The sequence below is a fragment of the Pseudomonas rosaeacicularis genome, assembly GCF_057128745.1.
On sequence record NZ_JBSKHT010000010.1, the window covers coordinates 139,714 to 161,963 of the forward strand.

General features: G+C 58.3%; 22 protein-coding genes. 13 read left to right on the top strand and 9 right to left on the bottom strand.

The annotated features are described in order from the left end of the window. The first annotated feature begins 84 nt into the window (after positions 1 to 84). The 3 genes from ACWKWM_RS14725 to ACWKWM_RS14735 all read left to right on the top strand — a co-directional run bounded on the left by ACWKWM_RS14725 (position 85) and on the right by ACWKWM_RS14735 (position 2,216). Positions 85 to 1,095, top strand: coding sequence for a hydrolase (locus tag ACWKWM_RS14725; protein WP_483846836.1), 1,011 nt, complete (start codon positions 85 to 87; stop codon positions 1,093 to 1,095). Between the two features lie 78 nt (positions 1,096 to 1,173). Next, positions 1,174 to 1,896: an AzlC family ABC transporter permease gene (locus ACWKWM_RS14730; RefSeq protein WP_483846837.1), complete on the top strand. Its 723-nt coding sequence runs from the start codon at positions 1,174 to 1,176 to the stop codon at positions 1,894 to 1,896. Then, entirely contained in the window at positions 1,893 to 2,216 is a 324-nt protein-coding gene (locus ACWKWM_RS14735) for an AzlD domain-containing protein (RefSeq protein WP_483846838.1), read from the top strand. The genes ACWKWM_RS14730 and ACWKWM_RS14735 overlap by 4 nt, the downstream gene beginning before the upstream one ends. Before the next feature lie 137 nt (positions 2,217 to 2,353). Here ACWKWM_RS14735 and ACWKWM_RS14740 read toward each other — a convergent pair whose 3' ends face one another. The 3 genes from ACWKWM_RS14740 to ACWKWM_RS14750 form a co-directional block, all read right to left on the bottom strand. Continuing rightward, positions 2,354 to 3,208, bottom strand: a complete 855-nt coding sequence (locus ACWKWM_RS14740; protein WP_483846839.1) for a sulfurtransferase — start codon at positions 3,206 to 3,208, stop codon at positions 2,354 to 2,356. 61 nt (positions 3,209 to 3,269) lie between these two features. Further along, positions 3,270 to 3,941 carry a TetR/AcrR family transcriptional regulator gene (locus tag ACWKWM_RS14745; RefSeq protein WP_483846840.1) on the bottom strand — a complete coding sequence of 224 codons (672 nt, stop codon included), beginning with the start codon at positions 3,939 to 3,941 and terminating at the stop codon, positions 3,270 to 3,272. Positions 3,942 to 4,013: 72 nt separating this feature from the next. After that, entirely contained in the window at positions 4,014 to 5,210 is a 1,197-nt protein-coding gene (locus tag ACWKWM_RS14750) for an MFS transporter (protein WP_483846841.1), read from the bottom strand. 91 nt (positions 5,211 to 5,301) lie between these two features. Between ACWKWM_RS14750 and ACWKWM_RS14755 the strand changes: the two genes are divergently transcribed. From ACWKWM_RS14755 to ggt, 6 genes are all read left to right on the top strand, one after another. Beyond that, complete coding sequence (locus tag ACWKWM_RS14755) at positions 5,302 to 6,741, top strand: coniferyl aldehyde dehydrogenase (protein WP_483846842.1); 1,440 nt, start codon at positions 5,302 to 5,304, stop codon at positions 6,739 to 6,741. Positions 6,742 to 6,914: 173 nt separating this feature from the next. After that, positions 6,915 to 7,460, top strand: coding sequence for a twin-arginine translocation pathway signal protein (locus ACWKWM_RS14760; RefSeq protein ID WP_483846843.1), 546 nt, complete (start codon positions 6,915 to 6,917; stop codon positions 7,458 to 7,460). Between the two features lie 48 nt (positions 7,461 to 7,508). Beyond that, on the top strand, positions 7,509 to 9,101 hold the full coding sequence (locus tag ACWKWM_RS14765) for a GMC family oxidoreductase (protein ID WP_483846844.1): 1,593 nt from the start codon (positions 7,509 to 7,511) through the stop codon (positions 9,099 to 9,101). A gap of 73 nt (positions 9,102 to 9,174) precedes the next feature. Next, positions 9,175 to 9,654, top strand: a complete 480-nt coding sequence (coaD, locus tag ACWKWM_RS14770; RefSeq protein WP_483846845.1) for a pantetheine-phosphate adenylyltransferase — start codon at positions 9,175 to 9,177, stop codon at positions 9,652 to 9,654. Between the two features lie 101 nt (positions 9,655 to 9,755). Next, complete coding sequence (locus ACWKWM_RS14775; protein ID WP_483837235.1) at positions 9,756 to 10,007, top strand: YfhL family 4Fe-4S dicluster ferredoxin; 252 nt, start codon at positions 9,756 to 9,758, stop codon at positions 10,005 to 10,007. Positions 10,008 to 10,086: 79 nt separating this feature from the next. Further along, a complete protein-coding gene (gene ggt / locus ACWKWM_RS14780) occupies positions 10,087 to 11,829 on the top strand; it encodes a gamma-glutamyltransferase (protein WP_483846846.1) in 1,743 nt (580 codons plus the stop codon). On the opposite strand, the gene ACWKWM_RS14785 is transcribed toward ggt, so the two are convergent. The 3 genes from ACWKWM_RS14785 to ACWKWM_RS14795 form a co-directional block, all read right to left on the bottom strand. Beyond that, positions 11,811 to 12,149: a multidrug transporter gene (locus ACWKWM_RS14785; protein ID WP_483846847.1), complete on the bottom strand. Its 339-nt coding sequence runs from the start codon at positions 12,147 to 12,149 to the stop codon at positions 11,811 to 11,813. The genes ggt and ACWKWM_RS14785 overlap by 19 nt on opposite strands. Before the next feature lie 284 nt (positions 12,150 to 12,433). Next, positions 12,434 to 13,246, bottom strand: a complete 813-nt coding sequence (mutM, locus tag ACWKWM_RS14790; protein WP_483846848.1) for a bifunctional DNA-formamidopyrimidine glycosylase/DNA-(apurinic or apyrimidinic site) lyase — start codon at positions 13,244 to 13,246, stop codon at positions 12,434 to 12,436. A 36-nt stretch (positions 13,247 to 13,282) separates the two neighbouring features. After that, positions 13,283 to 14,095, bottom strand: coding sequence for an HDOD domain-containing protein (locus ACWKWM_RS14795; RefSeq protein WP_483846933.1), 813 nt, complete (start codon positions 14,093 to 14,095; stop codon positions 13,283 to 13,285). 247 nt (positions 14,096 to 14,342) lie between these two features. Here ACWKWM_RS14795 and ACWKWM_RS14800 point away from each other — a divergent pair, with 247 nt between their 5' ends. From ACWKWM_RS14800 to ilvD, 3 genes are all read left to right on the top strand, one after another. Further along, the gene (locus ACWKWM_RS14800; protein ID WP_483837239.1) at positions 14,343 to 15,539 is read left to right on the top strand and encodes a class I SAM-dependent rRNA methyltransferase; all 1,197 of its coding nucleotides are present in this window, start codon (positions 14,343 to 14,345) and stop codon (positions 15,537 to 15,539) included. Between the two features lie 168 nt (positions 15,540 to 15,707). Continuing rightward, on the top strand, positions 15,708 to 16,169 hold the full coding sequence (locus ACWKWM_RS14805; protein ID WP_483846849.1) for an REP-associated tyrosine transposase: 462 nt from the start codon (positions 15,708 to 15,710) through the stop codon (positions 16,167 to 16,169). A gap of 305 nt (positions 16,170 to 16,474) precedes the next feature. Next, complete coding sequence (gene ilvD / locus ACWKWM_RS14810) at positions 16,475 to 18,322, top strand: dihydroxy-acid dehydratase (RefSeq protein ID WP_483846850.1); 1,848 nt, start codon at positions 16,475 to 16,477, stop codon at positions 18,320 to 18,322. 79 nt (positions 18,323 to 18,401) lie between these two features. Here ilvD and ACWKWM_RS14815 read toward each other — a convergent pair whose 3' ends face one another. After that, positions 18,402 to 18,863, bottom strand: a complete 462-nt coding sequence (locus ACWKWM_RS14815) for a DUF3429 domain-containing protein (RefSeq protein WP_483846851.1) — start codon at positions 18,861 to 18,863, stop codon at positions 18,402 to 18,404. A gap of 162 nt (positions 18,864 to 19,025) precedes the next feature. Between ACWKWM_RS14815 and ACWKWM_RS14820 the strand changes: the two genes are divergently transcribed. Then, positions 19,026 to 20,294 (top strand): DASH family cryptochrome, encoded by a 1,269-nt coding sequence (locus ACWKWM_RS14820; protein ID WP_483846852.1) that lies wholly within the window; start codon positions 19,026 to 19,028, stop codon positions 20,292 to 20,294. Between the two features lie 44 nt (positions 20,295 to 20,338). Here ACWKWM_RS14820 and ACWKWM_RS14825 read toward each other — a convergent pair whose 3' ends face one another. Beyond that, positions 20,339 to 21,394, bottom strand: a complete 1,056-nt coding sequence (locus ACWKWM_RS14825) for a haloacid dehalogenase-like hydrolase (protein WP_483846853.1) — start codon at positions 21,392 to 21,394, stop codon at positions 20,339 to 20,341. A 238-nt stretch (positions 21,395 to 21,632) separates the two neighbouring features. Further along, complete coding sequence (locus ACWKWM_RS14830) at positions 21,633 to 22,145, bottom strand: dihydrofolate reductase (RefSeq protein WP_483846854.1); 513 nt, start codon at positions 22,143 to 22,145, stop codon at positions 21,633 to 21,635. Between the last annotated feature and the right edge of the window lie 105 nt (positions 22,146 to 22,250).

Below are 22,250 nucleotides of genomic sequence, written 5' to 3' on the forward strand. Positions count from 1 at the left end.
GCGTTTAGCCCGACACGCCGCCTCGCCAACAAGTTGGCTCCTACAGACCGAATGCAAATACCTGAACTGCCACCGGAGCTACGCGTGCCAAGCTTCTGCGCCAAACCCTTCAAACCCGCCACTGGCTTGGGCAACCCGCACTTGCAGACCTTGTGGGGCCCGCTCTGGCGCAAAACCGTTCACCTTGAGCGTCGGCGCGAGCGGATGTGGCTGGAAGACGGCGACTTTCTCGACATGGACTGGCACGGCCCTCACGAGGCGGACGTCCCACTGGTTTTAGTACTTCATGGCCTAACCGGTTCCAGCAATTCCCCATACGTGGCAGGGCTGCAACAAGCCATGGCGACACACGGCTGGGCCAGCGTGGCACTGAACTGGCGCGGCTGTTCTGGCGAACCGAATTTGCTGTCACGCAGCTACCACTCCGGCGCGAGTGAGGATTTGGCTGCGGTCATCGCCCATCTGCGTGCGGCTCGGCCTCTGGCCCCGTTGTACGCCGTAGGCTATTCGCTGGGCGGCAATATTTTGCTCAAACACTTAGGCGAGTCTGGGCTGGACAGCAATCTGCAGGGAGCTGTGGCGGTGTCAGTACCGTTTCGGCTGGACGAATGCGCAGACCGGATCGGCCAAGGCTTTTCCAAGGTCTATCAGCGGCACTTCATGCGCGAAATGGTGGGCTACATCAAGGACAAGCAGCGGCGTTTCCAGCACGAAGGACTGAGTGAAGGGCTGGCAGAATTGGCAGCCCTGGGCTCGCTGGAGAACATGCGCACGTTCTGGGACTTCGATGGCCGGGTGACCGCGCCACTGAATGGCTTTGCTGATGCGCAGGACTATTACCGTCGTGCTTCCAGCCGTTACTTTCTCGGAGACATCCGCACCCCAACCCTGCTGATCCAGGCGCTGGATGATCCGTTCGTGTTCAAGCACAGCCTGCCCGAAATGTCGGAGCTGTCCGCCAGCACCGAATTCGACCTGCAAAGCCGGGGCGGCCATGTCGGATTTGTCGATGGATCAATCAAAAACCCGAGCTATTACCTTGAGCGAAGGATTCCGGCCTGGCTGCTGGATGTGCACGGTTCCCCGGGTTTGTAGGAGCCAGCACCCGTGCACAAACATCCAAGACACCCAGTAACCACTCGCTTAACATGCCGGGCATAAGGAGAAACTCCCATGCCTCGCAGTCAACTCTTCGTTCGCGGCCTTCGCGACAGTGTGCCGATGCTGGTCGGCATTGCGCCCTTCGGCATCATCTTTGGAACCCTGGCCGGGATCTCGGGGTTGTCGTTATGGCAAGCCGTGGGGATGTCGCTGTTCGTCTACGCCGGCTCCGCGCAGTTCATCGTCATCAGCCTGATGGGCACCGGTGCCAGCGCCGTTGTGATTTTGCTGACCACCTTCATCGTCAACCTGCGCCACGTCCTGTACAGCGCAACGTTGCAGCCCCAAGTGCAAGGGCTGCCCCAGCGATGGCGCCTGTTGCTGGCCTTCTGGCTGACCGACGAAACATTTGCCGTGGTTCAGCGTTTTTATCTGGTGCATGGCCGCACGCCCTTGGCGCATTGGTATTGGCTCGGCGTGACCAGCGCTTTATATGCCTGTTGGGTGAGCAGTTCGTTGGTGGGGGTGTTGTTCGGGCATGCAGTGCCGGACATGGCAAGCTGGGGCCTGGAGTTCGCGATGCTGGCGACCTTCATTGGCATTGTCGTGCCACTGCTGCGTAATAAACCGCAAATAGCCGCCGCATTGGCTGCCGGCGCAGTCGGGCTCATAACCTACACCCTGCCCTACAAGCTCGGTTTAATGGCCGCAGCGTTCAGCGGCATTGCCGTTGGCGTAGCCCTGGAACGCTGGCGTACACCTGAAGATGCATCCAGCGGAGAGCTTCATTCATGAGCTATTGGTGGCTGATCCTCGGAATGACCGCGATCACCTTTATGCTGCGCTACAGCCTGTTCGCCTGGCCGAACCTGCATTTCCCGCCCGTGGTGCGCCAAGGTCTGCATTACGTGCCCACGGCCGTACTGACAGCCATTGTAGTGCCGGGGATGTTGATTCCGGATGGCGAGCATTGGCAGTTGGGGCTGGATAACGCGTATTTGCTGGCAGGCATTGTGGCGATAGCGATTGCCGCGTTTAGCCGAAATCTGCTGGCGACGATTGGTGGCGGTTTGCTGGTGTTCTTCTTGCTGCGCTGGGGGATGGGCCAGATTTGAATCGCCTGCGTTAGCGGAGCAACGCCGCCGGTAGGAGCTGCCGAGGTTACGAAGGCTGCGATAGCGGTTTCCCTGACACACCGCATCGCAGCCTTCGTACCTCGGCAGCTCCTACAGAACCTATGCATGGCGTTAGGTTACTCGCCGGTCGCGACTTCACGCGCGGGATCAGTGATCCACTCGCTCCACGAACCGGCATATAGCCCGCCTAACGGATAGCCCGCCAGGCACAACGCGAATAGGTTATGGCAAGCCGTCACTCCTGAGCCGCAATAGGCGACCAGGTTGTCCGGTGAACGCCCCGCCAGCGTCTGGGCAAAACGCTGCTTGAGCTGCTCGGCAGGCAGAAACCGCCCATCAGCGCCAAGGTTATCCGTGAAGGCTGCGCACTTCGCGCCCGGAATATGGCCAGCAACCGGATCGATCGGCTCGACTTCACCCCGGAAGCGCGCTGGCGCCCGAGCATCGATCAAGGTCAGCTCAGGTTGCCCCAATCGCTCCTGCAGCTCTTGAGCCGTCAACACCAGCGACTCATCGGGCTGGCCGCTGAAAAAGCCCGGCTTGTGCGAGGCCGAGTCCAGGCTCAACGGCAGACCTGCTGCGTGCCAGGCTTTCAAACCGCCGTCGAGGATGAACACGCCCTCGCGCTTGCCCAGCCATGCCAGCAACCACCATGCCCGGGCGGCAAAAGCGCCGGGGCCGTCGTCATACAGCACGATATCGCTGTCGTTATTCACACCCCAGGTTTGCAGGCGCTCAATCAACATCTGCGGATTGGGAAGCGGATGGCGCCCAGTCACGCCTTTCTTGATAGCGCCACTCAGGTCATTGAGCAGATCGGCATAACACGAGCCCTCAATGTGCCCTTCTGCGTAGCTGCGTTGACCGTAATCCAGGTCTTCAAGCGAGGAACGACAATCGAGTATCACCAGCCCCGGTTGTTGTTGGCGTTCAGCCAATTGTTGTGGGCTGATCAGTTGCGCGATGGACATGATGGGCTCCTGCTGGCAATCGAAAGGGATCATTCGTTGAACATGAACAGATAGACAAGCTTCAGTGCGCTTCCTCCAATGCCTGAATCAGCGGCACGTAAAATTCTTCGCACAGCGCATTGACGGCATCGCTCGCCTGCGGGGTGACGTAGGCCATTGTCAGCATCAGCACCTGATAAACGCCACGGCGCACGGCGTCCTCGCTGAGGAATGCGGCGTCTTCGCGCAAGGTGCAAAGAAAACGGATCCACGAGGTCAGGATGATCCACGCATTGAGCGTCAGCGATTCGATCTGGACGTTGTCCATGGCGAGGATGTTCGCCTCGACAAAACCACCGAAAATCGCCATGGCCTGGATCAGGCAGTGCTGAGAGAAACGCCGGTAGCGCGCAGCGAGTTCAGGGTCGGCTTCAAGCAGATGTTCGAGGTCGCGGTGCAGAAATCGATAACGCCACATACAGTCGAGAATGGCCAACAGGTAATGGCGCTGATCTTCGATGGTGAGCAGACGGCCCTTGGGTGGATGCAGAAAACTGTCTACCAGTACTTCATATTCGGTGAACAGCTCGGCGATGATCGCCTGCTTGTTAGGGAAGTGGTAATACAGATTGCCCGGTGAAATCTCCATGTGCGCAGCAATGTGGTTAGTGCTGATGCTGCGCTCACCGTGCAGATTGAACAGTTCGAGACTGCTCTGCACGATGCGTTGGCGGGTTTTGATGCGAGGGGCCATATTCAGCTCGGAGATCCAGATGTAACGGCGTACTCCGGATCTTAACGCAAGCGTCTGCCAGGAGTGCAGCCATCATCCATCGACCGACGCAGCATTCCGGGCTTTGAACATGAGCGTTACGCTGACTCCGATTATGCAGGTCAGCGACGCCAACCCGATAATGACTCCACGCAAACCCATGGGCGCCGTCAGCAGTGCTACTAGCAAACCAGCCAACGGCTGCGAAACATTGTTGAGCAAGGTAATAACGCCCACGGTTTTGCCGAAATCCTTCACCGGAATTACCTGCTGACGAACGCTGCGGATGTACACGTTGAACATCTTGTCGAAGCCGACGATCAACAGAAAACCGAACACATAGCCACTGAGCGTAGGGCTTGTAGCGCTGATCAATGCGCCGAGCACAATAAGCGAATAGGAAGCGACGCCCAGCAGCTTGAGGGGCAGATCGAATCTGGCGAGCACCATCAGAATGGCGATTGTGACCCCGGCGCCCAGTGCCTGCAGCAAAGCATAGTGGTCTTTTGATTCACCAAACGAGCCGACCACCATGGCCGCCGAAGTCGCTAATGTAACGCCGATCATCAGGTTTACCCCGACCGCCAACGTAATGATTTTCTGCAACTGCGGCGTGGAGGAGATATGCCCGAAAGCGATTTTGAGCGGTTTGATCCAGGCACCGGGATGCTGCTCGAAGCGCGGCAATACAGCAGTGCTTTGTTTTTTCCAGAACCACATTGCCATTTCTGCCAGCATAAAAAGACTGGCGACACCGATCACAACTGCGTGCCACGTCCATACTTCCAACAGTAAAGCTGCCACCAGCGGGCCCAAAACCAGTCCGCTCTGGTCGGCGATTTGTGAGTACGACAGGGTTTTGGCGTAGCGGTAATGAGCAAAGATGTGGGGCATGACCACTTCTCTTGCCATGATCCCCTGCGTCGTCAACACACCGCACACTGCCGACAGGATCACCAGCCAGTAAATGCCCTCGAACACGCCATTAAAGAGCACGGCGACGACGCAGGCCACAGCGCGATAAATCTGACTGATCTGCAAGATCTTGATAGGCGAAAACCGGTCGCACAGCGCGCCGCAGATCGGGAAGGCCAAATAGCGCGGCAGCGACTCAATAAAAAAGGCCAGCCCAGCCAGGGATGCACTTTCAGTGGTCTGGTAGACGATCAGCGGCACGATAAACAACAGAATCTGATCGGCCAGACGCGATAGAAACAGGGAAAAGAAGAACGCGAAATAATCCGTGCGCATTGAGACTCCATGTCTTCGGGTAGCGTAGGACATTGACTTTATAGAGCACTGACTCTAGAAAAGGCCTACAACTAAAAAAGGAACCACCAAGATGCCTGCCGAGTCCGCGCACTTACTAGCCCCAGAGCATCAAGACTCTCATGTGGGCGAGCTCGAACAGGTATTTGCCCAGCAACGACAAGCCTTCTCAGCCAATCCAATGCCGGCGGCAGCACAAAGACTGCAGTGGCTGAAGACGCTTCGTACGCTGCTCAGCGACGAAAGGCAGGCGTTGATCGACGCCATCAGCGCTGACTTCAGTCATCGAAGCGCAGATGAAACCTTGCTCGCCGAGCTCATGCCCAGCTTGCACAACATCCATTACGCCAGCCGCCATCTGAAAAAGTGGATGAGGCCGTCGCGCCGCAAGGTGGGGTTGGCGTTTCAGCCAGCATCGGCAAAAGTCATTTATCAGCCTGTTGGCGTGGTGGGCGTCATCGTGCCGTGGAATTACCCACTATTTCTGGCCATCGGTCCGCTGGTGGGAGCATTGGCCGCAGGCAACCGGGTGATGCTCAAGCTGAGCGAGTCAACCCCCGCCACCGGAGAACTGCTCAAGCGATTACTGGCGAAGGTTTTCCCGCAGGACCTGGTCAGTGTGGTCCTGGGTGAAGCGGAGGTCGGCATTGCGTTTTCGAGACTGCCTTTTGATCATTTATTGTTCACCGGCGCCACCAGCGTCGGCCGGCACGTGATGCGTGCCGCAGCGGAGAACCTGACGCCGGTCACACTGGAGCTGGGTGGAAAATCACCCGCCATCGTTTCCCAAGATGTCCCACTCAAGGATGCAGCTGAGCGTATCGCGTTCGGCAAGACCATGAACGCAGGACAAACCTGCGTAGCGCCGGACTACGTGCTGGTGCCCAGAGATCGCGTGATTGGATTCGTCGAAGCTTACAAACAGGCAGTATCAGGCTTTTATCCGACGCTTGCGGATAACCCGGACTACACCGCGATCATCAACCCCAGGCAGGTCGCCAGGCTTGAGCGCTATCTTGTCGACGCCAGCAGCAAAGGCGCGAAGATTATTTCGCTGTTTGCTCGGGGACAAGGCAGACGCATGCCGTTCAGCCTGTTGCTCGACGTCAATGACGACATGATCGTGATGCAAGACGAGATATTCGGCCCGCTCTTGCCCATCGTGCCGTATGACCGAATCGAGCAGGCATTTGACTACATCAACCAACGCCCTCGCCCACTGGCGCTCTACTACTTCGGCTACAACAAGCTTGAGCAACAGCGTGTGCTGGAACAGACGCATTCGGGCGGTGTTTGTCTGAATGACACCTTGCTGCACGTCGCTCAGGACGACTTGCCTTTCGGCGGGATCGGCGCCTCCGGGATGGGCCACTATCATGGTCACGAGGGCTTTCTGACCTTCAGCAAGGCCAAAGGCGTGTTCACCAAGCAACGCTTCAACGCTGCCCGGCTGATTTATCCGCCGTATGGCAAGACGATTCAGAAGCTGATTTACCGATTGTTTATCCGATAGCGAATCGGCACCCGGCGCTGATTCCTGTAGGAGCTGACGAGCACCGCGAGGCTGCGATTGCGGTGGGTCAGACAGATACGTATCGCAGCCTTCGGCAGCTCCTACAGGGAATGTATCTGGCGTGATTAGCCCGTTCGCCAAATCGGTCCACAACAACAATAAAGATAAAAACCATGATCAACCAACTGCCCCAAACCCCAAGCGTTTCACGCCGGGAAATGCTGAAAATCGGGCTCTGTGCCAGCGCATTCCTCGCCACTGCCGGCGTGACAGCGAGCCTCAGCGGATGCTCCAGCAGCACCGCGTCCAACGGTTTCAGCGTACTGCGCGACAGCGACTTGCCCTTTCTGCGAGCGCTGATCCCGGTGATGCTGGACGGCAGTGTGTCGAGATCGTCGCCAGAGGCAGCAACCGACGCAACATTGCACAGCGCCGATTACACCCTCGCCCACTTATCCCCAGAAATGCTCAAACTGACGCAACAGCTGTTCGACGTGCTGGCGATGGCAATCACCCGTGGGCCGCTGACCGGCATTTGGGGCAGCTGGAAAAACGCCGACGACGCAGACATCCGCCATTTTCTGCACCGCTGGGAAAACAGCTCGCTGGACCTGTTGCGCATGGGCCACAACGCACTGCTGCAACTGGTGATGATGGCGTGGTACAGCAGCGCGGAGTCGTGGACTCAGTGCGGATACCCCGGCCCACCCAAAGTCTGATCGCTGTCGAAAACAATAAAATAATAAAATAATAAGCAACGAGGTTATATGCCTGTTCCCGACATATTCCGCGAAGGCCTGGCCCGCGGCTGGACAACCTACGACGGCTCAAGGCTCGATAAGGACCTCACCCTGGAGGCTGACGTCGTGATCGTCGGCAGCGGCGCGGGTGGTGGCACCACGGCGGAAATTCTTAGCGCAGCGGGGCTAAAAGTGCTCATCGTCGAGGAAGGGCCGCTCAAGACCAGCACCGACTTTACGATGCTGGAAGACCAGGCCTACGCCAGTCTGTACCAGGAGGGTATCGGCCGGATGAGCAAAGACGGCGCAATTACCATTCTGCAGGGCCGGGCGGTGGGCGGGACGACGTTGATCAACTGGACGTCGAGTTTCCGCACTCCGGCCCTGACCCTGGGGCACTGGGCAGATGTCTATTCCATCAAAGGTCACAGCCCGGCCGAGATGGCACCGTGGTTCGACAAGATGGAAAAACGGCTGGGCATCGCACCCTGGATCATGCCGCCCAACGCCAACAACGATGTCGTGCGCAAAGGCTGTGAATCGTTGGGGTACAGCTGGAGCGTGATCCCGCGTAACGTGCGCGGCTGCTGGAATCTTGGCTACTGCGGCATGGGCTGCCCGACCAATGCCAAGCAATCGATGCTGGTGACAACCATTCCCGCCACGCTGGAAAACCACGGTGAGCTGCTGTATCTGGCGCGCGCTGACCGGCTGATCATCCAGAATGGCAAGGTGCTGGGCGTCGAATGTGTCGCCATGGACGAGCGCTGTGTGGCGCCAACCGGGCGAAAAATCAGCATCAAGGCCCGGCACACCGTACTGTCTGGCGGCGGGATCAATACGCCTGCGCTGCTGATGCGCTCCGATGCGCCAGATCCCCACCAGCGCGTGGGCAAGCGCACGTTTTTGCACCTGACTGGCTTTTCGGCGGCGCAGTTCGATCAGGTGATCAACCCGTTCTACGGCGCGCCACAGTCGATTTACTCAGATCATTTCCAATGGATCGACGGCATCACGGGTCCGATGGCCTACAAGCTGGAAGTCCCTCCGCTGCAACCTGCTCTGGCCAGTACGCTGTTGGGAGGATTTGGCCAGGAGAACGCCGAACGCATGGCGCAACTGCCGCATACGCAGATGATGCTGGCATTGATGCGTGATGGTTTTCATCCCGAAAGCGTTGGTGGTGACGTGCATCTGCGCGGCGACGGGACGCCGGTGCTGGATTATCAGGTGTCGTCCTACGCGTGGGATGGTCTGCATCGGGCGTTGCACAGCATGGCCGAGATTCAGTTTGCCGGCGGCGCAAAGAAGGTGATGCCATTGCATGCCGATGCGCGCTATGTGACAACGCTGGCTCAATCGCGTGCATTGATCGATGGGCTAAGGATGGAAATTTTCCGAACGCGTCTGGGCAGCGCCCATGTCATGGGAGGATGTGCGATGGGAGAAGATCAAAGCCTTGCAGTCGTGGACAGCCTGGGGCGTCATCACCAACTGGAAAATCTGTCGATTCACGACGGCTCGCTATTCCCCACCAGTATTGGCGCCAATCCTCAATTATCGGTGTACGGGCTGACGGCGCAGCTGGCGGCTGGGTTGGTCGAACGGCTTCAGTCCTGACGCTCCGGCTTTCACGACCGGTTAGGCTGCGCTACCATCCCACTCCCCAACGGACTCCGGCCAGGACGACGCGATGAACCGAGTTTTGTATCCAGGCACCTTCGACCCGATCACCAAGGGTCATGGCGATCTGGTTGAGCGCGCCTCGCGCCTGTTCGATCAAGTAGTCATCGCCGTGGCTGCCAGCCCGAAGAAAAGCCCTCTGTTTTCGCTGGAAGAGCGCGTGGATCTGGCGCGTGAAGTCACTAAACACCTGCCCAATGTCGAAGTAATGGGCTTCTCCACATTGCTCGCGCATTTTGCCCAGGAGCAAAACGCTAACGTTCTGCTGCGCGGCCTGCGGGCAGTGTCCGATTTCGAATACGAATTTCAACTGGCCAACATGAACAAGCAGTTGGCGCCGGACGTCGAAAGTCTTTTTCTTACGCCGTCAGAACGCTACTCGTTCATTTCATCTACGCTGGTCAGAGAAATCGCAGCGTTGGGGGGTGATATCAGCAAATTCGTACATCCGGCCGTGATGCAGGCCTTGAACGAGAAATTCAAACGCTGAAGGCATTGCGTCGACGCCTGGGTGCATCTGAAGCGCTAATACGGCACAATTCGTCGCATTAGTTTTCATATGCCCCGGTGCCGACCGTGGCAGGAGTATCCATGTCCCTGATCATCACCGACGATTGCATCAATTGCGACGTCTGCGAACCCGAGTGCCCGAACGAAGCGATTTCTCAAGGTGAGGAGATCTACGTGATCAATCCGAACCTGTGCACCGAATGCGTCGGCCACTACGACGAGCCACAGTGTCAGCAGGTGTGCCCTGTCGATTGCATTCCACTGGATGAAAACCACGTGGAGAGCAAAGAAGAACTGATGACCAAATACGAGATCATTACAAAGAAGGTTTGACTGAAGGTCCCCCGTCGGCATCCGCGCTTTCGCCGAAGACACTGGCATCACTGCCATTTTCGACTTAAGCGAGAGACGCATGGCGCTGAACCTCAAGCAGATTTCTTCGTTTACAGGCGCACTGTTGCTGATGTGCGCATTGCTGGCCCAAGCCAGCCCCGATCACCCTGATCAAGCCTCCATTGCAACCGCACACCCCCAGGCGACTGCCGCCGGTCGGGAAGTGATGATTGCGGGAGGCAACGCTTTCGACGCAGCCGTCGCCATCAGTGCGGTACTGGCGGTCGTTGAGCCCTACGCTTCAGGCTTGGGCGGCGGCGGATTCTTCCTGCTTCGCCAGGCCGGTGAACCCACGCAATATCAATTTCTCGATGCGCGAGAAAAAGCCCCGATCAAAGCCACCCAGACCATGTATCGACGCAACGGCATCGTGCAGCCTGATCTGTCGCTCAATGGCCCATTGGCCGCGGCGATTCCGGGGTTGCCGGCAGCCTTGGTCGAACTGGCAGAGCATTACGGCACACTGCCGCTGACCGTTTCCCTCGCCCCCGCAATTCGCATTGCCTATGAAGGCTTTGCCGTGGACGAGGTTTACCGTGAACGCGCGAGCTGGCGGCTATTTGCACTGCGCACCAATCCGGAAAGTGCTCGGTTATTTCTGCGCGGCAATAACGTGCCAGCCTTGGGCGAGATCATCAAGCAACCTGAACTGGCCGCCACCCTGGATCGTCTGGCCGACAAGGGCCGAGACGGGTTCTACAGCGGCCTCACTGCGCAAGCAATGGTCAACAGCGTGCGGGGCGCAGGCGGTATCTGGGGTTTTCACGACTTCGAGCAATATGAGGTGGTAACCCGCCAGCCGTTACGCTTTGTGATGGCCGATCAACGGGAATTGATCACCGCCCCGCCGCCGTCCGCTGGCGGTATAGCGTTGGCGCAAAGCCTTTTTATGCTGCAACAACTGCCATGGCGAGAATCGCAGAAAGTGCAACGCGCGCATTACGTGATTGAGGTGCTGCGCCGCGCCTACAGAGATCGAATGCTGTTCGGCGATCCAGACTTTGTGCCCAACCCGCTGGCACAGGTGTTGGCGCCCGATTACCTGATGCAACTGGTGACCAGCATCGATCCGCACTTGGCGACATCCAACAACACGTTGCCGCCGGCTCCACGCTGGCGGGAAGGCGATAACACCACCCATTTCGCCGTGCTGGACCGACAAGGCAATGCCGTTGCGGCCACGCTGTCGGTGAACCTGCCCTTCGGCTCGACCTTCACGGTGCCAGGCACGGGCGTTGTGCTCAACGATGAAATGGATGACTTTGCGGCCAATCCGGACCCAGGCAATGGGTCCGCAGTCAGCGGGAGCCAGGCCAATTCGATTCTGCCGGGCAAACGGCCGCTGTCGAGCATGAGCCCAAGCTTCATCGAGAGTCCGCGTGGATTTGCTGCGTTCGGAACACCCGGAGGCAGCCGAATCCCCAGCGCGGTGTTGCTGTCGATGCTGCAATATCTGGATGAGCAGCCGGTGGCGAGCTGGGCGGCGGTTGCCCGCTATCACCATCAGTACATGCCGGACGTTCTGGAGTATGAGCCCGCCGCCTTTACTGCCCAGGAGTTGAGCGATCTGCAGGAGCGCGGTTATCGGCTCAAGGAAATCAAGCGGCCTTACGGCAATCAGCAGGTGCTGTTCTGGAACAAGAACAACGCCAGAACAGAAGCCGCGAGCGACCCCCGTGGGATAGGCGTTTCAATGGTGTTTCGCCCAGACGTCCTGCAACGCGTAGTCAAAACCTGCCAAGGTCACTCCTGCTCGCCGTAGCTGTCGCCGGTGCAACCCAGGCATCGCACGAACGCGGCTCTCGCGGGATCAACCACCAGCGCCTTGCCGGTCCTGCCGATGCCCCCGCCAGTGGCAGTGAACGGCAGCGCTATGACGAATAACCCTGCACCGACGACGGTGGCGACGATCAACAGAGGCCGGGCGATGACCAGGTCGGCCATCATCGCGAACGCGGGAGGATTCTGGATCTGATATACCGGATCACCGCTGCCGGTGGCTTCCGACTGAGCGAATGCGGGGGTTACCTGCAAACCGAAGAACAGCGCCAGACTGGCAGCAAGAATACGAAACGGGCTCATGGCGTGATCCTTCAGGCTCAGCGGTAGGTGATGTTGCTCACTATAAACAGGGATTGGGGATGTGCAAGGGCAGAACGAAGCTCCTGTTGGAGCGAGGCTTGCCCGCGAAGCTACCAACGCGCAGTGTCAGATAAACCGAGGAGACAGCTTCGCGGGCAAGCCTCGCTCCAACGGTCCTGTGGTCCTGTGGTGCTGTGGTGCTGTGGTGCTGTGGTCCTGTGGTCCTGTGGTCCTGTGGTGCTGTGGTCCGGCAAGCCTCCAGCAGGTTTTTGCGGCGATCAACCTCACTTCTGGCATTTAGGACAAAAAACACTCGCCCTCTGCCCCAACTTGACCTCACGCAACTCAGTGCCGCAGACCTTGCACGCCTGCCCGCCTCGTCCATAAGCAAATAGCTCCTGCTGGAAATACCCCGGCTGCCCGTCGCCACCGATGAAATCGCGCAATGTTGTGCCGCCGCGCTCAATAGCCGCAGCAAGGATGCGCTTGATCTCAACGGCCAGTTTCAAATAGCGTGCCTTCGAGATGCTCTTCGCTTCGCGTCGTGGATCAATTCCCGCCGCGAATAGCGCTTCAGTCGCATAGATATTGCCTACTCCGACCACCACAGCGTTGTCCATGATGAACGGTTTGACGGCCATCGAGCGCCCCCGCGACAGTTCATACAACCGCAAGCCGTCGAACAAGTCGGTCAGCGGCTCAGGCCCCAGACGAATCAACAGCTCATGGTTGTGTGGATCGAGGCTCCACAACATCGCGCCGAAACGCCGGGGGTCGGTGTAGCGTAGCGCCAGTCCCGACTCGAGTTCGATGTCCACATGCTCATGCTTGAGCGCCGGCAATCCGGCCTCAACCAGCCGTAAATTACCAGACATGCCCAAATGACTGATCAAGGTCCCCACTTCGGCCTGAATCAGCAGGTACTTGGCACGACGCTCGACCAGTACGATCTTCTGTCCGGACAAGCGCACGTCCAGGTCTTCAGGAATCGGCCAGCGCAGACGGCGATCACGCACGATCACCCGGCTGACGCGTTGCCCTTCCAGGTGAGGCGCAATACCGCGGCGGGTGGTTTCGACTTCAGGTAATTCAGGCATGAGGGGCTCGTTGAAGGCGTGATGCGGGGCGCAGGGTCAGTGCGCACTCAATTCGCGGATACTTTCCTTGAGGTTCTCGAAGTCGTAATCCGACAGCCCCACGTAGTCGAGCACCAGATGGCCAATGCTGTTCCATTCGTGATCGATGGTCTGATTGCCCAGCACCCGATGCGAGGCGCAGATGTGCTCCGCCATCTTCAATATTCCCAACAGGTTTTTAAGCGGCGCATTGCGGCCCGACTCATCCTGAAAGATCGCCAGCGCGTTGTGATGATTGGCAATGGCGTTGGTGACGTGTTCGGGCAATCGCCACGACTTCGCCGTGAAATAACCGACAACCGCGTGATTGGTATTGAGCATACGGTTTTCAGTGTCGACCACACGAGTGTCCGGGCTAGCGTTCGCGTAGGCCTCTTCGAGCACGTTCATGTACTCCGGAAAGCGCTTGAGCATCAGCGGAATGCCACAGTCGTGAAAGAGACCCAACGCGTAGGATTCGTCCACCGTTTGAGAGCCGATGCGCTTGGCCAGCGTCAGACTGGTCATCGCTACATCCTGGGCTGAGTCCCAAAAGCGACTGAGCACCACGATGGTTTCGTCACTCATCTCGCCCTTGATCGACTGGGCGTTGATCAGGTTGATGACAGACCGGCTGCCCAGCAAATTGACCGCGCGCTGAATGGAGGCAATTTTATTGGTCAGGCCGTAGTGAGCCGAATTGACGATTTTCAGCAGCGCCCCGGAAAGACCGGGATCCTGTGCGATCAACCGGGCAATCACTCCCAGATCAGGGTCGGGCATGTACTGCTCCATCTGCAAATCCACCATGATTTGCGGCTGGGGCGGCACGCTGATCCCTTGCAACACCTGCTGGATCTGCTCGGAGGTTAACTCTTGGGACATAGGTACACACTCAAGGTCAGGGCGCGATTCTAACCTTTACCGCCCCTGCTTCGACAACCGGCGAAGGGCAACGCTGAGACTTGAGTTAATAAGTGCGCCCAGGCATCCGACCGCTAACCGATTAATTCGAGCAATCACGGCCCTGCGCCAGGATCACACGCTATAATCCCGCTCTTTTTTCCGGAGCGACGTCATGTCCCTGCCCAGCTTGCGCCTCAAAGCCAACGCCGACCGTCGCTTGCGCGCCGGTCACTTGTGGATCTACAGCAACGAAATCGACGTTGCCGCCACTCCCCTCAACGGCTTCGCCCCAGGCGCTCAAGCTATTCTGGAAGCCGCCGGCGGCAAGCCGCTGGGCATTGTTGCTCTGAGCCCCAACAACCTGATTTGCGCACGTTTGCTGTCGCGCGACATCAAGCTGCCGCTGGATAAATCCCTGCTGGTGCATCGCCTTAACGTTGCACTGTCCCTTCGTGATCGTCTGTTCGACAAGCCCTTCTATCGCCTGGTGTTCGGTGATTCCGACTTGCTGCCGGGCCTGGTGGTGGATCGTTTCGGCGACATTCTGGTGGTGCAACTGGCTTCCGCGACCATGGAAGCGCACAAAGATGACGTGCTGGCGGCCTTGATTCAGGTGATCAAGCCCAGCGGTATTCTGCTCAAGAATGACTCAGCTGCGCGTGATGCCGAAGGCCTTACCCGCTATGTCGAAACCGCGTTCGGTCTGGTGCCGGAATGGGTCGCGCTGGAAGAAAACGGCGTGAAGTTCGAAGCGCCGGTCATGGAAGGCCAGAAGACTGGCTGGTTCTACGATCACCGCATGAACCGCGCGCGTCTGGCGCCGTACGTTAAAGGCAAGCGCGTACTGGATCTGTTCAGCTACATCGGCGGCTGGGGCGTACAAGCCGCTGCGTTCGGCGCTGCTGACGTAACCTGCGTTGATGCCTCCTCGTTCGCGCTGGATGGCGTTGAGCGTAACGCAGCACTGAATGGCTTCACCGACAAAGTCGCCTGCATCGAAGGCGATGTGTTCGAAGCGCTGAAAGAGCTCAAAGCCAGCGAAGAGCGTTTCGACGTGATCGTGGCGGATCCGCCTGCTTTCATCAAAAAGAAGAAAGACCTGAAAAACGGCGAAGGCGCCTACCGTCGCCTGAACGAACAGGCCATGCGTCTGCTCAGCAAGGACGGCATTCTGGTCAGCGCATCGTGCTCCATGCACCTGCCAGAGGACGACCTGCAAAACATCCTCCTCACCAGCGCCCGCCACCTGGACCGCAACATCCAGCTGCTCGAACGCGGCGGCCAAGGCCCGGATCACCCGGTGCATCCGGCGATTGCCGAGACGCGGTACATCAAGAGCATTACGTGCCGGTTGTTGCCGAATAGCTAAGACAGCAGCGCGGGACAATCTTTTGTAGGAGCGTGGCTTGTCCCGCGATCTGGCGCGAAGCGGCAGCCGCTTCAGTGTCAGCTCGCGACGCTTTGATACAGATCCAGGCCGCGCTCCCGCGCTTGGCCTACTACCGTTGTTCTCGTCATAACCGATGGGGACAACGGAATGTCTTACTTAACACTTGGTGGTCATCGCCTCCGGCTAGGACGGGTATCACAACCTGGTCGCATCTATCTTCTAACCAGCGTCACAAAAGATCGGGCACCTTTTTTTACGGACTGGCGTACGGGGAGGTTGTTAGTAAATGCGTTTCGTCAGGCACACGATGAAGGCACGGTAATTTCGTTGGCCTGGGTAGTGATGCCAGATCACTTTCACTGGCTGGTTGAGTTACGAGAGACACCGCTAGCCGTGTTGATGTGCAAGACCAAATCCCGAACCGTAAGGGCCTTTTCTGAGCTTACGGGGATACAGACTCGACTTTGGCAAAAGGGTTATCACGACCGTGCTGTCCGAAGAGAAGAAGATATGCAGGCCATTGCTCGCTACATCGTTGCAAACCCGATAAGGGCAGGTCTGGTAAACCGCGTTCATGACTATCCGCTGTGGGATGCCATATGGCTTTGAGGCCGCTTCGCGGCCTATCGCGGGACAAGCCACGCTCCTACAGTCCCGCGAGTGCCGCTTGGGACATTGCAAAGACAGTCTGAACGCCCGGGCATCATGTCCACCATTCCCTCCCCCGCTCACAGGTGTAGAATCAGCGCTATTCATCGCCATCATCCCCCGGCGGGTTTATGAGCTCAGGCCGAGCGCGCGGCGATCCTGCGACGCTATCGGTTTCTTCGCTGCATCCGGTCACTGCCATTTGCACGCGACGTCACTAGAAGCTCACTCCCTTCCTTGATTAGCCGATTAGCCGGAGTGCTCCAATGCCTGATTACCGTTCGAAAACGTCCACCCACGGCCGCAATATGGCCGGCGCGCGTGCTCTGTGGCGCGCCACGGGCATGAAGGACGAAGACTTCAAAAAACCAATCATCGCCATCGCCAACTCGTTCACCCAGTTCGTACCGGGCCATGTGCACTTGAAAGACTTGGGCCAATTGGTCGCCCGCGAAATCGAGCGTGCTGGCGGCGTGGCGAAGGAATTCAACACCATCGCCGTGGACGACGGCATCGCCATGGGCCACGACGGCATGCTGTATTCGCTGCCGAGCCGCGAGATCATTGCCGACTCCGTCGAGTACATGGTCAACGCCCACTGCGCCGACGCCATCGTCTGCATTTCCAACTGCGACAAGATCACCCCTGGCATGTTGATGGCCGCCTTGCGCCTGAACATTCCGGTGATTTTCGTCTCCGGCGGCCCGATGGAAGCGGGCAAGACCAAGCTCGCCAGCCACGGTCTGGATCTGGTTGACGCCATGGTCATTGCGGCCGATTCAAGCGCCAGTGACGAAAAAGTCGCCGAATACGAGCGCAGTGCCTGCCCAACGTGCGGTTCGTGCTCGGGCATGTTCACCGCCAACTCGATGAATTGCCTGACCGAAGCACTGGGCCTGGCATTGCCGGGCAACGGTTCGACGCTTGCCACCCACAGCGATCGCGAGCAATTGTTCCTGCAGGCTGGCCGCACCATCGTCGACCTGTGCAAAACCTACTACCGCGACAACGATGACTCGGTGCTGCCGCGCAACATCGCCAACTTCAAAGCGTTCGAAAACGCCATGACGCTGGACATCGCCATGGGCGGCTCGACCAACACCATCCTGCACTTGCTGGCCGCCGCTCAAGAAGCCGAAATCGATTTCGATCTGCGCGATATCGACCGCCTGTCACGTAAAGTGCCGCAGCTGTGCAAAGTCGCGCCGAACATCCAGAAGTACCACATGGAAGACGTCCACCGCGCAGGTGGCATTTTCAGCATCCTCGGTTCGCTGGCGCGCGGCGGTTTGCTGCACACCGAACTGCCGACTGTGCACAGCAAAACCATGGCTGAAGGCATCGCCAAGTGGGATATCACCCAGACCACCGACGAAGCAGTGCATCACTTCTTCAAAGCTGGCCCTGCTGGCATTCCGACGCAAACGGCCTTCAGCCAGTCGACCCGTTGGGAAACGCTGGATGACGACCGCGAGAACGGCTGTATCCGCAGCGTCGAGCACGCTTATTCGCAAGAAGGCGGCCTGGCTGTGTTGTACGGCAACATCGCGGTGGACGGTTGCGTGGTGAAAACCGCCGGAGTCGATGAGTCGATTCACGTGTTCGAAGGCAACGCGAAGATCTTCGAGAGCCAGGACAGCGCCGTGCGCGGCATCCTCGCCGACGAAGTCAAGGCCGGCGACATCGTGATCATTCGCTACGAAGGTCCGAAAGGCGGTCCGGGCATGCAGGAAATGCTCTACCCGACTTCGTACCTGAAATCCAAAGGCTTGGGCAAAGACTGTGCACTGCTGACCGACGGACGTTTTTCCGGCGGTACGTCTGGCCTGTCCATCGGTCATGCATCACCGGAAGCCGCAGCAGGCGGCGCGATTGGCCTGGTTCGCGATGGCGACAAAGTGTTGATCGACATTCCTAACCGCGGCATCAACCTGATGATCAGCGATGAAGAAATGGCTGATCGTCGCGCCGAGCAGGAGAAGAGAGGCTGGAAGCCAGTGGAGTCGCGTCCACGTAAGGTGACCACGGCGTTGAAAGCCTACGCATTGCTCGCCACCAGCGCCGACAAGGGTGCGGTGCGTGACAAGGCCTTGTTGGACAAGCTGGTGCCGTAAGCATCTTCAGCGCCCTGAAAAACACCCCGCACGTCGGGGTGTTTTTCTGTCCGCAGCCTTCGCGCAATCATGCGACGTGTCAGCGGATGGCCACAGCAATCGCACCTATCAGCAGGCAAACGCTCGCAACGGACGTCAACTGGATGCGTAACGGCAAGTACCAATCAGGCAAAGGGAGCGTTCGCACCAGGCGCCTGTCCTGCCAATAATGGGCGGCGAAGCCGGCAATCAGCAGCACACACCCCAACGGCACCGGCAACAATGTCGAAGGCCATGCGATAAGCGCAGGCAAGACGCTCCAGATGAACCGGGCACGGCGTTGTTCCGGGCTCATGTCGTGCAGCGTCATGGCGAACCCCCAATGCAAAGCGCCGACGAAGCTCAGAATGACCGCACCGTAAGCGACCAGCGCCCTCCCCAGAAACTCACCCTGCTCACCAGAGAAGGGGATCACCAGCGCCAGCCCGATAAAGGGCAAAAGCCCGCCATAACCCAACAAGCCAACCGGCGTTGGCGGCGAAGTCGCGGACGACACGTTCATTTGAGCTCCTTGCAGTGAATGGCATTCAAGACTGTAGGCACAAAAGCGCGGTCAGGGTTCACCGTTCTCCTGAATCAACTGCAAACACCGGCAACCCCGGGCGAAGGCTTCGGTCCTAAGCGTATCTGTCGACGCTAAAACCACCATAAACGAGACCTGCCCATGAGTACGTTGATCTACTGGTTTCGCCAAGACCTTCGGCTTACCGACAATCCCGCGTTCACACTCGCGTGCGAACAGGCTGACACCTTGGTGCCGGTGTATTGCTCGCCGACGCCAGTATCCACGGCATGGGGCTTTGAGCGTGTAAGCCGCCATCGCAGGTACTTTGAAAACGCGGCGGTGTGCGCCCTTGCCGATCAACTGAGCGCTGGCGGCAGTGCGCTGATGCAGATAGAGGGCGACCCGGTTGAGCAATTAGTGGCACTTGCGCAGCGGTTGGGCGCCGAAAAAATTGTCTGCGAACGCATCGCCGCTCCCGAGGAGGAGGCCCAGGTCGAGGCGCTGCGCTCAGCAGGGCTTAAGGTGGAAGATCACTGGCAATCGAGCCTGTTCAGCTTTGAATCACTGCCGATGAGCGTTGACCAATTGCCTGATGTGTTTAGCAGCTTCCGACGCATGATCGAGAAAGCACACACGCAGGCCCGCTCGGTTCTGCCGGTGCCGACAACGATACCTGCACCTGCACAAGGCTTTGTTGCCGCACCGATCAGTTCACCTGTGCCGTCCGATCTTGATTCACGCTCCGCGTTTCCTTACCAAACGCCGGCTTTCAACGGTGGTGAGCAAGCGGCGCAGGCGCATTTACGTCAGTATTTCGAGCGTCAGTTGGCGAACAGCTACAAGGCCACGCGCAACAACCTGAGCGCTGTCGATGACTCCACCAAACTCTCTGCGTGGCTGGCGCAGGGCGCATTGTCGGCCCCGCAGATCAATCAGGCGTTGAAACGCTTCGAAGCCGCACAGGGTGCCAACGACAGCACGTACTGGATCTTCTTCGAGTTACTGTGGCGCGATTACTTTCGTTTTCTGCACCTCAAATACGGACGACGCCTTTATCGGGCAAGTGGTTTGATCGGTAGCGATTTGCCCCATCACAACGCGCAGGGGTTCGACCGCTGGTGCCGTGGCGAAACCGGGGAGGCTCTGGTTGATGCGGGCATGCGCGAGCTGGCAGCCACAGGTTATCTATCCAATCGCATGCGCCAGATCGTCGCCAGCTACCTGATACACGACCTTAAATGCGACTGGCGTGCGGGCGCTGCCTGGTTTGAGGCGCAATTGGTGGATTACGACGTTTACAGCAATCAGGGCAATTGGCTGTATATCGCAGGATTCGGGACGGACCCAAGGGGAGGACGGCGTTTCAACACGGTCAAGCAGGCCAATGACCATGACACGGACGGGGCTTATCGACGGTTGTGGGCCTGACGCTAAGGCAGCACGGTCAATCGCCGTGCCGCCGTGCGAGCTGGTTATTGAATGTCTTCAGGCTTCACGATCACCCAGTTCTTGTCAGCAGTCACTGGCAACCCTTCCTTGGCCTGGGCCGCAGCGTGCTTGGCCATCATGCCGTTGAGCTGAGTCATGTATTTGTCTTTGCGGTTGATCCACAAGTGAACGCCGCCTTTGGCCACGTCAACATCGTGGAACAGCATGTAGCCGTCGCTGGTGGGCGTGTCGCCGCCGACCAACACCGGTTTTTTCCATTCATCGATGTAAGTCAGAATCGCCGCGTGCTTGCCGGCCATCCAGGTTGCCGGTGTCCATAGGTAAGGCGTCAGCTCCAGGCCGAGGTTGGCCTTCTCGTCATATTTGCCGGCAGTGATTTGCTTGCGTGAAGTGGTCAGCTCGCCGGTTTGGAGGTTCTTCAGCAGCGTGGTCACGCCGATGACGTTCTGCGGTTTGACGTTGTAGCCGTACTTGGGATCGGAGGCGACCATGCGCACAAGCTCTTCGGAAGCGGCGGTCATTACGTAGACCTCAATGCCGTTCTCCATCAGCTTGTTGTACAGCTCGGCCTGGCCGGTGAAGACTTTGGGCGGATTGACCTCAATGGTCTTGACCGCATCGCCGTCGTAATAGGTGCTCGAGATCGGCTTGCCGGACGCCATCAGCTCGTCAACGTAGCCTTTGAGCTGCTTGAGGGTGAAGCCAGAAAACACCTGCGCGACCCACGGATAGCAAACCATGTCGTCGATTTCGCAGAGGCGATAGTAATAGCTGAACAGGCTTTCATTGTGGCTGGCGGTGTCCTTGAACGGGATCAGCTTGAGGGAGGGATCAAGGGACTCACGGGTGATCAGCCCTTTGTTTTCCATGAACGGCAGCAGCGACTCTTCGAGGTCATAGCGGTAGCTAGTGTTGTCCATATCGAAGACAGCAAAATTGCCCTTGTTGGCATTCGCCGCGATCATTTCGTTGAGCTGCTTGGCGGCGGGTGCTGGCCAATGCGTCAGCTCAGTGGCGAATGCCTGCCCCGCCAGGCCGAGGCATAAAGCAGCGGCCAACAGTTTGGGTGCGAGTTTCATGACGGTGTCCTCCCCTTTTTCTGATCAAGGACTGGACCGTAGCAAAAAGCCGTTACTGTTTCAGTGTGTCAGCGACTGCGCTTGTTCTGATGGCGTCACCGTGAGAACGATTCGCGACAGGATGGTTGAAAACGACACTTTTGTGACACTTTAAAGAGGCTACGGCTCCTCGCGAATAAATTCGCTCCTACAGTGAATGGGCCGCGTCTGTAGGAGCGAATTTATTCGCGAATCGATTTCAACTGCGCTCCCAAACTTCAAAGCTGTACGCCGGCTTATCATCCAACGCCGGATGCTCTTCATTGGAAACCAGCTTCCATTCGGCTTCATCAAACTGCGGAAACCACGCATCGCCCTCAGGACTCAGTTCAACTCGCGTCAGGTACAAGCGATCGGCCTGAGCCAATCCATGCGCGTATAACTGCGCGCCACCGATCAGCATCACCTCGGCAACGCCTTGCTCGTGCGCCCATTCCTCTGCGCGGGCAATGGCATCTGCCAAAGAGGTGAACACTTCGGCGCCTTCAAGCGTCAGATCCTTCTGCCGGGTGACCACAAGGTTCAACCGGCCAGGTAACGGACGCCCTAACGAATCCCATGTCTTGCGGCCCATGATGATGGGCTTGCCCAGGGTCGTTGCCTTGAAATATTTGAAATCCGCTGGCAGATGCCAGGGCATGGAGTTATTGGTGCCGATCACACGGTTTTCGCCGAGGGCTGCGATCAGGCTGAGAGGGAGATGTTTTTTCATGGCGGCGAGAATAGCAGAGCGCGGGATAATGCTCAGCCTGGCAGTTGATCTGAAATACCGAGTCGTCCTGTCTCCGCATCGCGAGCAAGCTCCCTCCTATGAGAA

Excerpts from the sequence above, each read along its gene's own strand:
- ACWKWM_RS14730 (WP_483846837.1), top strand. The coding sequence starts at position 1,174 with ATGCCTCGCAGTCAACTCTTCGTTCGCGGCCTTCGCGACAGTGTGCCG.
- ACWKWM_RS14735 (WP_483846838.1), top strand. The coding sequence starts at position 1,893 with ATGAGCTATTGGTGGCTGATCCTCGGAATGACCGCGATCACCTTTATG.
- ACWKWM_RS14740 (WP_483846839.1), bottom strand. The coding sequence starts at position 3,208 with ATGTCCATCGCGCAACTGATCAGCCCACAACAATTGGCTGAACGCCAA.
- ACWKWM_RS14745 (WP_483846840.1), bottom strand. The coding sequence starts at position 3,941 with ATGGCCCCTCGCATCAAAACCCGCCAACGCATCGTGCAGAGCAGTCTC.
- ACWKWM_RS14750 (WP_483846841.1), bottom strand. The coding sequence starts at position 5,210 with ATGCGCACGGATTATTTCGCGTTCTTCTTTTCCCTGTTTCTATCGCGT.
- ACWKWM_RS14755 (WP_483846842.1), top strand. The coding sequence starts at position 5,302 with ATGCCTGCCGAGTCCGCGCACTTACTAGCCCCAGAGCATCAAGACTCT.
- ACWKWM_RS14760 (WP_483846843.1), top strand. The coding sequence starts at position 6,915 with ATGATCAACCAACTGCCCCAAACCCCAAGCGTTTCACGCCGGGAAATG.
- ACWKWM_RS14765 (WP_483846844.1), top strand. The coding sequence starts at position 7,509 with ATGCCTGTTCCCGACATATTCCGCGAAGGCCTGGCCCGCGGCTGGACA.
- coaD (WP_483846845.1), top strand. The coding sequence starts at position 9,175 with ATGAACCGAGTTTTGTATCCAGGCACCTTCGACCCGATCACCAAGGGT.
- ACWKWM_RS14775 (WP_483837235.1), top strand. The coding sequence starts at position 9,756 with ATGTCCCTGATCATCACCGACGATTGCATCAATTGCGACGTCTGCGAA.
- ggt (WP_483846846.1), top strand. The coding sequence starts at position 10,087 with ATGGCGCTGAACCTCAAGCAGATTTCTTCGTTTACAGGCGCACTGTTG.
- ACWKWM_RS14785 (WP_483846847.1), bottom strand. The coding sequence starts at position 12,149 with ATGAGCCCGTTTCGTATTCTTGCTGCCAGTCTGGCGCTGTTCTTCGGT.
- mutM (WP_483846848.1), bottom strand. The coding sequence starts at position 13,246 with ATGCCTGAATTACCTGAAGTCGAAACCACCCGCCGCGGTATTGCGCCT.
- ACWKWM_RS14800 (WP_483837239.1), top strand. The coding sequence starts at position 14,343 with ATGTCCCTGCCCAGCTTGCGCCTCAAAGCCAACGCCGACCGTCGCTTG.
- ACWKWM_RS14805 (WP_483846849.1), top strand. The coding sequence starts at position 15,708 with ATGTCTTACTTAACACTTGGTGGTCATCGCCTCCGGCTAGGACGGGTA.
- ilvD (WP_483846850.1), top strand. The coding sequence starts at position 16,475 with ATGCCTGATTACCGTTCGAAAACGTCCACCCACGGCCGCAATATGGCC.
- ACWKWM_RS14815 (WP_483846851.1), bottom strand. The coding sequence starts at position 18,863 with ATGAACGTGTCGTCCGCGACTTCGCCGCCAACGCCGGTTGGCTTGTTG.
- ACWKWM_RS14820 (WP_483846852.1), top strand. The coding sequence starts at position 19,026 with ATGAGTACGTTGATCTACTGGTTTCGCCAAGACCTTCGGCTTACCGAC.
- ACWKWM_RS14825 (WP_483846853.1), bottom strand. The coding sequence starts at position 21,394 with ATGAAACTCGCACCCAAACTGTTGGCCGCTGCTTTATGCCTCGGCCTG.
- ACWKWM_RS14830 (WP_483846854.1), bottom strand. The coding sequence starts at position 22,145 with ATGAAAAAACATCTCCCTCTCAGCCTGATCGCAGCCCTCGGCGAAAAC.